An 8430-nucleotide genomic window follows, 5' to 3' on the forward strand; every position below is an offset into this window, starting at 1 on the left:
CGTCAGATGTGTATAAGAGACAGCCGCCACAGCGTCGTGGCGGGTCGCATCTCGCAGCCGGATCAGCCGGCCATGAATTCCTGGTAGGCCGACTCCAGCGTCGGCGGCAGGGCCTTGACGTTGCACTGCCGTTCGGTGTCGCCGATCGGGGCCAGGATGCCGCGCAGGTCGTAGTACTCCTGCGGGTGGGCCGTGAAGTAGCCCCGCAGGCTCGACTCGGCCTCGGGACGCGGCTGGCCGTAGGCGGCCGTGACCACCTGGTTGGCACCCGGATGGGCCGCCAGGTACTGCTCGGCCGAGCCCTGGACGGACGAAACGGTGGCGTTCACGCCGCCGGGGCTGCAGTCGGGCGCTGCGGCCGCCGACGGGGCGCCGACGACACCCATGGCGATTCCCCCGAGCAGGCAGCCGGCACTGATGCCGGCCAGACGCCGGCGCGCGACAATACTGCTGATTTTCATGATGGGTTTGTCCTTCGAAATTGTGAATCTGTTCTTTCCAACGAGGCTCCCGATCCTCGAAAACCAACGTAGCGGAAGAAAAAAAGTGGTCGCGTTCGCTGACGACGACCGGACGACCGCCAACCCGCCGATCCGGCACGGAACGCGGTCGTTCACTAAGTCGGCGATCAATTTTTGCGGTAATCCTTAAGGAAAACCGTGTGGTTCTTAAGAAATCGTGATCATCTTCGTGACGAAATCGTGACCCGCAGTCGGCTCTGAACGGGTCCTCACCCGCGAATGGTTCCCCGGATCAGCTCGAGCGCGTCGGCCACCGAATCGACCAACGGCAAGCGCAGCCCGGTGACAAGCCGGGTCAGCCGGTGCAGCGCCTCACCGCCGACGACGCTGCAGTGCAGACGGGCGAGCCGACACTCGTCGTCGACGAGCAGCAGCGCGCGAAGGCCGGCGCTGCCGAGGTAGTCCACGAGGCTGACATCCAGGATCAGCGGGACCCGCAGCCGCACGAACCGGCGGGCCGCCTGTGCGACGAGGTCGGCGTTGGACGCGTCGATCTCTCCCTCGACGCGCAACACGGTGGCCACTCCATGCACCCGCACGTGCAGTCGCGCCCCGGCGCAATCGATTTCATAGCAGTCGAGCCGTTCCTCGGCTCGGAAGGGTTGAGCAGTCATCGGATCGCCCGTCCGGCTTGTGATGAGTGAGCGACCAGTTGCCCAGGGCCGCTCGATAGGGGGCAGCTGTGGACTCAACCTGAGCTGACCTTAGCCCCCGGCCCGGCTGCGGGGGAGGAAATGGCTTTCGCCGGCAGAACTCTTCGTTTCTTGGCTTCGTGCGCCCGCTCAGACCCGGGAGAAATCCGGCCTGTGCAGCGACGCGGCCGCGTTCTCGCGGCCGTCCTTCGTACCGTCCGTGACCGCGGGCGCCTGGGTGCGCAGCCAGGTATCGAGGTCGGGGCCCAGCACGATTGCGCGATCCGGAGCCAGCAGCGCTCCGGCGGCGAGCGGGGCAGCCGCTGGCTGCACGGCGCGTACCGGGCGGCTATCACCTTGCTGGGCAAGCACTTTGGTGGTCAACTCGGGCAGCCGAATCGTGTTCGGGCCGGTGATGGTGCGCGGCGTGGGCGTCTGTCCCAGGGCCGTCTCGACGATCACGTCGGCCACGGTGTCGGCGGCGATCGGTTGAATCAGCCAGTCTTCGACAATCACCTTGTCCCCGTCACAAGTCACCGGCCCCGCGGGGCCGGTGGCCGACTCGTACCACGTGGTTGACTTCACCACGGTGGTCGGGACCGGGCCGTCGAGCAGGATCTCCTTGGCCGCCCGCTTGGCTTCGAAGAACGGGACCCCGTCGAACACCGGGTCGTCGATGCCCGCCATCGTCGAGACCACCAGGCGCTGCACCTCCCGTGCGGCGCACACACCCATGAGATTGTGCGAGGCGGTGGTGAACGCCTGCGGATTGGTGGGTTGCCCGTCGTCCGCCACTGGATTGGACACGTCGATCGCCACATCGACCCCCTTGAACGCCCGGTACAGGCCCTCCCCGCTCAACAGGTCGATGCCATGCGCGCGGGACACCTCCACGACCGCGACGTCGCGGGCCCTGAGCCTGGCGACGACGCGGGCGCCGGCGGTGCCGGTCGCTCCGATGACGGCGATGGTGGTCAGCAGCCTCACCCGCTTTCGTTGGTCGCTGATTACTACCCGCCGAATCCCGCTTCAAACGTTCCGATTCCGCCGCGGTCCGGTCTCGTGATCGCCCGCACGTTCCCGTTTGACTGGTCGGCCGACGGGAACGCCGTAGGGACGAATTGACAGTAACCAACAGGGAGGTCGACCCATGGGGGATGACAAGAGCGGACCGCAGGAAGCCGTCAAGGGCGCCGTCGAGGGCGTGAAGGGCAAGGTCAAGGAGGCCGGCGGAACGGTGCTCGGCCGCGACGACATGGTCGAGGAGGGTCAGGCCCAACAGGACAAGGCCGAAGCTCAGCGTGACGCGGGCAAGAAGGAGGCCGAAGCCGAGTCCGCGCGGGCCGGCGCCGAGGCCGCCGAACAGCGCCAGAAGGAAAACCAGTAGCTAGTTGGTGAAGGGGTCCGGTCCCGCTCGGGGCCGGGCCCCGTTTCCGTCTCGACGTCGCGGGCAGGTTTCAAACCGCCACACCCGGTTATCCCCGGCTAGGACCGGAGGTGGCCAATGGGCTTGAGCGATCGCGTCTTGAACATCGTCGCGTTCCTGCGCGCGGGCTACCCCAACGGTGCCCCCGCCCACGGCTACACGCCGGTGCTGGCGCTGCTGCCGCGCCGGGTGACCGACGACGAGGTCGCCACCATGGCGACAAAGTTTCCGATGCCGCGTTCGGTATCCAGCGTGGACGTCGGGGTGGAAATCACCCGGGTTACCGACGCGCTGCCCTCGGTGGACGAGATCGAGCGGGTCAGGCGCCGGCTGACCGCGATGGGCTAGCCGATCACTCGTGTTCGAGGTCGACGACCAGCGGTCGATGGTCGGAAATCCCCATCGGTTCGGCGTCGACGGCGCTGCCGCGCAGGCGGCGGTCGTCGGTCAGGATGTGATCCAGTTGCCGGTCCGGCGCGTGCGCGGGAAAGGTGGCGGCGCTGGCCAATGCCCGCATGCCCGACCAGCGGCGCACTGCCTTGGGGGTCATGTTGAGGTCCCCGGTCAGCAGCCGCGGGCCCGGAAAGCCGCGCAGGTCGTGCACCAGTCGGCGCAACTGGCGCCGATTCCAGCCGGGCACGAAGGACAGGTGCGTGTTGGCCACCGTCAGCCCGCCCATCGGGGTGTGCAGCTGCGCGATGACCGCCGCCCTCGGCTCCTCGTCGACGACCATCACCCGGTTCGGGCCCGGCAGGTACATGGGGAAGCGCATGGGAATGCGGGGCAGCCGCACCACCTGCCAACTGGCCACCGGGTATCGCGACAGCAGAGCGATCCCGTAGGCCGCGGTCCCCGGCTGCTCGCGACCCGTGGCGGCCATCCACGTCGCCCCGGGTGTGCCGGAGATGGCCGCCACGAACCGGTGTTCCACGGCTCCCATGGCTTCGGCCGCGACCGCGGTGAGGTCGGCGCGGTCGGACCGCGGCTGGTCGCAGTCGACCTCTTGCAGGCTGAGCACGTCGGGGTCGAGGCACCGCACGCAGTCACGCAGCCGCTGCAACTCCACCCCGTCACCGACGGTGCGGCCGTGCAGGATGTTGAAGGTCGCCACACGCATAGGGGTTCTCCTACCCACTTTCCGGCTCGTGCAGTCATGCCGGGGCGTGCTCAGCGGAAGACCACCTCGCCCACCGCGAGCAGCCGTTGCAGGACGAACGGCGGCAATATGGGCGGCGTTTCGCCGCGCCCGGGCCGCAATTGACTCCGATAGCATTGCGCGGCTTGGCGTTTGCGATTCACGGCCCAGCCGGGCGCCGGGACTCGGTGGGCACGCTCCCACGGCACCGCGGGGTCGGCCGGCGTGGCCCAGTGCCACATCCAGACCGGATATTCCAGCAGCGCGACGCCGGTGCGCGAGCAGGCCGCCGCCGCCGCGCGGCCCACGGCTTCGTAGTCGTGATGCCCGTCGCGGCGCCAGGGGGCGGCGCACCAGGCGTTGGGGCCTGCGGTTCGCAGAATGTCCACCAGCGCCGCGGTGAGGCGGTCCTGGTGCTTACCCAGCTCGCCGTCGGGCAACCCGAGCCGGACCGGGGATGCCGCCCCTAAAACGCTTGTGGCCCTGCGAAGTTCGTAACGGCGCGTCGTCGAAAGCCGAATGCGGCCGGACAGGGTCGCCCCGGGCTGGGCGGCGCCGCCGTCGCTGACCGACACCACCCGCACATCGACGCCCGACGCGACCAGTTGGGCGATCATCGCGCCCACACCGAGGGTCTCGTCGTGCGGGTGGGGCGCCACGACGATCAGGCGCCGACACCTCGTCAGGTCCAGTTCCGGCAGGGGGCCGCGCTCAAAAGCCGCCAGCCACAACGGTGCTGGGGTGCCGCCGTGGGTGAGCGGCTTGGCCGCGAACCGGGCACTGTTGCTGGTGGGCGCGGTCATGGCGGCCTCAGCGGTTGCTGCCCGCCAGCCGCCCGAGCTCGGCGAGATCGCGCTCGGCGTGGCTTTGCCGGATGTAGATGCTCAGATCGGCGACGCGCTGGGCGTGCCGCCCGTCCTGGCACAGCGGGCCCGGGCCCAGCGCTCGGCCGGTGCGGGTGATGGCCTCGTCGACCGCGTGTTCCACCACCGTGCGGACGCGCCGGGCCAGCAATTGGGCGGTCCCGCTCCGGTCGAACGGGTCCGAGTCGACCTGCGCCGCGGCGGCGGCCAGGATCGCGTCGCCGGCGGCCAGCGCGGCATCGACGGCGCCGAGGTGTGCCAACGAGTAGGCATCGGCGGATTGGCTTCCGGCGCAACGGTATAGCGGATCCGCGACCCGGCGCGCACCGCCAAGCCAACAGGCGGCCACGCCGATAGCGCCATGCCAGAACCCCGGCCGGTCCACGTAGTCGCCGGGATCCCCAACCGCGACGGCATGGGTATTGGTGAATTGCACGGGCCTCGTGTCGCTGCCGGCCATGCCGGCGTTCCACCAGGTGCTCGGCAACGGCTTGACGCTTGCGTCCGTGACCTGCACGGCGAACAGGCCCCGTGAGCCGTCTTCGAGCCGGGCGGTCACCAGGGCGTGGGTGCAGAACCCGGCGCCCGAGCACCACACCTTGGTGCCCGTGAGCGTGAACGCCCCCTTGGTGTCGGTGGCGGTGAGCACCGCGTCCGGGGACTCGGTGGCCCAAACCGCCCACAGCTGACCGGATTCCGGGGGTTTACCGCCCAACTCGTGGAGGATGGCGACGGCATCGACGTGGGCTTCGGCAACCCTGGCCGCGACGATGTTCTCTTCGGCGAGCGACGCCAGGCGCTGCCAGCGTTCGGTGGTGCGCCCCGAGGCGGGTAATGGTAGCTCGAGCCGTCCCGACTCGAGCCAATGCCTGACCAGTCCCGCCGTCACGCGCAATCACCCGCCGCCGATCTCCTCAGGTGCCTGAGGCGGAAAGCGAACCCGTGTGGCGCCCGAGCCTGGGTTCGTGCCGACGTGAGGAGGAAGAGTTCGGTATTGCGGTGGACGCGGTGGCCGGCGACCTCGAAGCGGTCGGCCGGGGCGTCGTCCTCGCCAGGGGCTGGCGCACGAAGGCCGGCCACCGATAGCCCCCGCCCGACGCGGGCGGGGGTCACTAAGGCTGCGGCATCATCGGCGCTTAACCAAGCGGTTAACACCTCGACAGAATTTCCCAATTGGCCGCAAGTTAAACAGTCTTAGCACCCTCGGCGACACATCCGCGCAGGTTGTAGCTCGTCGCCAGCGGGGTATGACCTAGGGACCATGGCACCCATCGAGCCCCCCGCACCCGGCGCGGCGCTGCGGGAAGCGCTACGCGGCGCTGCCTCTGCGCTCAAGGAAAACGGCCCCCGGTTCGCGTTGGCCGGCAGCTACGCGCTGTGGGCCTACGGCGCGCCGGAACCCACCCACGACGTGGATTTGGTGGTGGCCGAGTCCGACGTCGACGACGCGGTGGCCACCCTGAGCGACGCCGGCTTCGCCGTGGAGCGGCCCCCGGAGGACTGGCTCTTCAAGGCGCGCACCGGCGACACGGTCGTCGACGTGCTGCACCGCGTCAACGGCGTTCGGGTGGAATCGAACACGCTGGACTGCGCCGAGCAGCACGACGTGCTGGCGATCAGGATGCCGGTGTTGCCGCCCACAATGGTGCTCATCCAGCAACTGCGCGCCCTGCACGAGCACTACTGCGACTTCGCCAAGCTGTTGCCGGCGGTGCGCGCCGTGCGCGAGCGGCTGGACTGGGAGCGGGTCAGGGCGTGCACCGCGGACAACGACTACGCGGTCGCCTTCCTGGTGTTGGCCGATCGGCTCGGCCTCACGGCTCAGTGATTGCGTAGCTTGGCTACCAGCTTGTCCTTGGTCAGGCTCGAATACCCGGACATGCCAAGCTCTTTCGCGCGCTTCCTCAGCTGGGGGACGGTCCAGTCCTGATACGAGCCGGACTTGCCGCCCTTGCGCGCGACCGAAGACTTACCCCGCGCCGCGGCCGCGTTGGAGATCCGGGCCGCCTTCTCCTTGGAGTCGCCCTGCTTGCGCAGGTCCTTGTACAGCTTTTCATTCTTGATCGACGAATTCGGCATGATTCATCCTCCTTGTCCGCAAGTGGTCAGGGTGCCCGCGCGGGCCGGGGTGGAAACCCATCAGATGGCATGGCGCCAACGCCTATCCCTGCGGGAGCGGGTTACTTACGATTGAGGCGGGTAGTCGAGGGGCAGTGTTCACAGCAAGCAGCGAAAACAATGATCTGCGCGGCGTGGTGGCGATCGGCGCCTCGGCGGGCGGGGTGGAGGCGCTGTCGAAGGTGGCGGGGGGATTGTCGCCGGACGTGCCCTACGCCTACCTGGTGACCCTGCACGTCCCGGCCGGCGCGCCTAGCATCCTGGCCCGCATCCTGAACCGGAGCGGCCCGCTGCCCGCCGTCGCGGCCGAACACGGTGCCGAGCTCGAACCCGCGCACATCTACGTCGCCCGTCCGGATCGCCACCTGCTCGTCGACGACCACCACGTGGTGCTGGCCCAGGGGCCGACCGAGAACGGGCACCGGCCCGCGATCAACGCGCTGTTCCGTTCGGTCGCGCTGGCCTACGGGCCCATGGCGATCGGCGTCCTGCTCTCGGGCGTGCTCGACGATGGGGTGCTGGGGCTGGCCGCGATCCGCGCGCGGGGCGGCACCACGATCGGCCAGACGCCCGAGGACGCGCTGTTCCCCGCGATGCCGATGAACGCGCGTGAGGCCGGCGTGCTGGATCGGCAGGCCGCGGCGGCCGAGATCGGCGCCGTTCTCAAAGAACTGTCGCACCGCGAACTAGAGGATCCGGGAATGGAGCGCGACACCGCAATGGAACTGGAGAACCGCATCGCCATGGCGTCGCGATTCTCGACCGATTTCGACACCCAGCAACTGGGCACGCCGTCGGGCTACACGTGCCCGGATTGCAACGGCTCGCTGGTCGCCATCAGCGAGGGCAACTTCCGCTGCCAGGTCGGTCACGCCTGGACCGCCGAGGCCCTCCTCGGCGCGCGGGATACCGAAGTCGAGGGCGCGCTGTGGGTGGCCGTGCGAAGCCTGCAAGAGAAGGCGCGGTTGGCCCGTCAGATGGCGGACAGGGTAGGCCCCGGTCGACTCGAGCGGCGTTACACCGAGCTGGCCGACGAAACCGAACGGGCGCTGCAAGTGCTCAGCGACCGGCTGGCGGACAACGCCCCGCACGGCGGTGAACCCGGTGGCTGAGCGACCGTCGGCGGTCCGCGTCGACACCGAAGCGCAGCATGACGTGCCGATCCTGGCGGTGGACGGGGTGCTCGACAGCTTCACCTATCGAAGCCTCCGCGACACCGTGATCAAGGCGGCCCTCGACGAGCCACGCGCGGTGATCGTCGACGTGGACCGGCTTGCCGTGCCGGCGTCCTCCGCGTGGACGGTTTTCACCAGCGCTCGCTGGCACGTCGGCATCTGGCCGGACGTGCCGATCCTGCTCGTGTGCGCGAAGCCCGAGGCGAGGCGAGCCATCGTCGCGGGCGGTGTGGCCCGGTATGTGCCGGTCTACCCCAGTCGCGAGGCGGCGCTGGAAGCCGCGCTCAGCCGATCGCCGGAGGTGAGGCGTCGGGCGCGCGCGGAGCTGCCGCACACGCGAGGCAGCCTCGGCCTGGCCCGCGCGGTCGTCACCGATTGGCTGACCGCATGGGACTGCCGCGAGGTCATCCCCGTCGCCTCCACGGTCGCCACCGTCTTCGTCGAGAACGTCCTCGACCACACCGAGGGCGCACCGGTGCTGCTGATCGAAAGTTACCGGGACGCCGTGACTGTCGCGGTCGAGGACGGCAGTGACCGCCCTGTCTCTTATACACATCTCC

Annotated in this window: 12 protein-coding genes; 5 read left to right on the forward strand and 7 right to left on the reverse strand. The window is 69.2% G+C overall.

Annotated features, from left to right (window positions below; genetic code table 11):
- Positions 1-62: 62 nt before the first annotated feature.
- From WU80_RS23105 to WU80_RS23115, 3 genes are all read right to left on the reverse strand, one after another.
- Positions 63-461 carry a heme-binding protein gene (locus WU80_RS23105; RefSeq protein ID WP_055403846.1) on the reverse strand — a complete coding sequence of 133 codons (399 nt, stop codon included), beginning with the start codon at positions 459-461 and terminating at the stop codon, positions 63-65.
- Positions 462-730: 269 nt separating this feature from the next.
- Positions 731-1135 carry an STAS domain-containing protein gene (locus WU80_RS23110; RefSeq protein WP_055403847.1) on the reverse strand — a complete coding sequence of 135 codons (405 nt, stop codon included), beginning with the start codon at positions 1133-1135 and terminating at the stop codon, positions 731-733.
- 168 nt (positions 1136-1303) lie between these two features.
- Positions 1304-2140, reverse strand: a complete 837-nt coding sequence (locus WU80_RS23115) for an SDR family oxidoreductase (RefSeq protein ID WP_055403848.1) — start codon at positions 2138-2140, stop codon at positions 1304-1306.
- Between the two features lie 163 nt (positions 2141-2303).
- Here WU80_RS23115 and WU80_RS23120 point away from each other — a divergent pair, with 163 nt between their 5' ends.
- Complete coding sequence (locus WU80_RS23120; protein ID WP_055403849.1) at positions 2304-2540, forward strand: general stress protein CsbD; 237 nt, start codon at positions 2304-2306, stop codon at positions 2538-2540.
- 117 nt (positions 2541-2657) lie between these two features.
- On the forward strand, positions 2658-2927 hold the full coding sequence (locus WU80_RS23125) for a DUF3349 domain-containing protein (protein WP_055403850.1): 270 nt from the start codon (positions 2658-2660) through the stop codon (positions 2925-2927).
- 4 nt (positions 2928-2931) lie between these two features.
- Here WU80_RS23125 and WU80_RS23130 read toward each other — a convergent pair whose 3' ends face one another.
- Genes WU80_RS23130 through WU80_RS23140 form a run of 3 tightly spaced genes read right to left on the reverse strand, consistent with a single transcriptional unit; the run spans position 2932 to position 5466 of the window.
- Positions 2932-3696, reverse strand: coding sequence for an endonuclease/exonuclease/phosphatase family protein (locus WU80_RS23130; protein WP_055403851.1), 765 nt, complete (start codon positions 3694-3696; stop codon positions 2932-2934).
- Positions 3697-3746: 50 nt separating this feature from the next.
- Positions 3747-4517 (reverse strand): PIG-L deacetylase family protein, encoded by a 771-nt coding sequence (locus tag WU80_RS23135; RefSeq protein ID WP_055403852.1) that lies wholly within the window; start codon positions 4515-4517, stop codon positions 3747-3749.
- Between the two features lie 7 nt (positions 4518-4524).
- Positions 4525-5466 carry an acyl-CoA dehydrogenase gene (locus WU80_RS23140; RefSeq protein WP_055403853.1) on the reverse strand — a complete coding sequence of 314 codons (942 nt, stop codon included), beginning with the start codon at positions 5464-5466 and terminating at the stop codon, positions 4525-4527.
- A gap of 372 nt (positions 5467-5838) precedes the next feature.
- Between WU80_RS23140 and WU80_RS23145 the strand changes: the two genes are divergently transcribed.
- Positions 5839-6405, forward strand: a complete 567-nt coding sequence (locus WU80_RS23145; RefSeq protein ID WP_055403854.1) for a nucleotidyltransferase — start codon at positions 5839-5841, stop codon at positions 6403-6405.
- On the opposite strand, the gene WU80_RS23150 is transcribed toward WU80_RS23145, so the two are convergent.
- Positions 6399-6656 carry a hypothetical protein gene (locus WU80_RS23150; RefSeq protein ID WP_055403855.1) on the reverse strand — a complete coding sequence of 86 codons (258 nt, stop codon included), beginning with the start codon at positions 6654-6656 and terminating at the stop codon, positions 6399-6401. The genes WU80_RS23145 and WU80_RS23150 overlap by 7 nt on opposite strands.
- 134 nt (positions 6657-6790) lie before the next feature.
- Here WU80_RS23150 and WU80_RS23155 point away from each other — a divergent pair, with 134 nt between their 5' ends.
- Positions 6791-7807: a chemotaxis protein CheB gene (locus WU80_RS23155; protein ID WP_055403856.1), complete on the forward strand. Its 1017-nt coding sequence runs from the start codon at positions 6791-6793 to the stop codon at positions 7805-7807.
- Positions 7800-8430: STAS domain-containing protein (locus WU80_RS23160; RefSeq protein WP_055405861.1), on the forward strand; the 631-nt coding region annotated here is incomplete at its 3' end. The genes WU80_RS23155 and WU80_RS23160, both read left to right, overlap by 8 nt.

Origin of the sequence: Mycobacterium sp. UM_11, from assembly GCF_001414075.1 — a bacterium.
Classification (GTDB): Bacteria; Actinomycetota; Actinomycetes; order Mycobacteriales; family Mycobacteriaceae; genus Mycobacterium.

Excerpts from the sequence above, each read along its gene's own strand:
- WU80_RS23110 (WP_055403847.1), bottom strand. The coding sequence starts at position 1,135 with ATGACTGCTCAACCCTTCCGAGCCGAGGAACGGCTCGACTGCTATGAA.
- WU80_RS23105 (WP_055403846.1), bottom strand. The coding sequence starts at position 461 with ATGAAAATCAGCAGTATTGTCGCGCGCCGGCGTCTGGCCGGCATCAGT.
- WU80_RS23130 (WP_055403851.1), bottom strand. The coding sequence starts at position 3,696 with ATGCGTGTGGCGACCTTCAACATCCTGCACGGCCGCACCGTCGGTGAC.
- WU80_RS23135 (WP_055403852.1), bottom strand. The coding sequence starts at position 4,517 with ATGACCGCGCCCACCAGCAACAGTGCCCGGTTCGCGGCCAAGCCGCTC.
- WU80_RS23125 (WP_055403850.1), top strand. The coding sequence starts at position 2,658 with ATGGGCTTGAGCGATCGCGTCTTGAACATCGTCGCGTTCCTGCGCGCG.
- WU80_RS23120 (WP_055403849.1), top strand. The coding sequence starts at position 2,304 with ATGGGGGATGACAAGAGCGGACCGCAGGAAGCCGTCAAGGGCGCCGTC.
- WU80_RS23150 (WP_055403855.1), bottom strand. The coding sequence starts at position 6,656 with ATGCCGAATTCGTCGATCAAGAATGAAAAGCTGTACAAGGACCTGCGC.
- WU80_RS23145 (WP_055403854.1), top strand. The coding sequence starts at position 5,839 with ATGGCACCCATCGAGCCCCCCGCACCCGGCGCGGCGCTGCGGGAAGCG.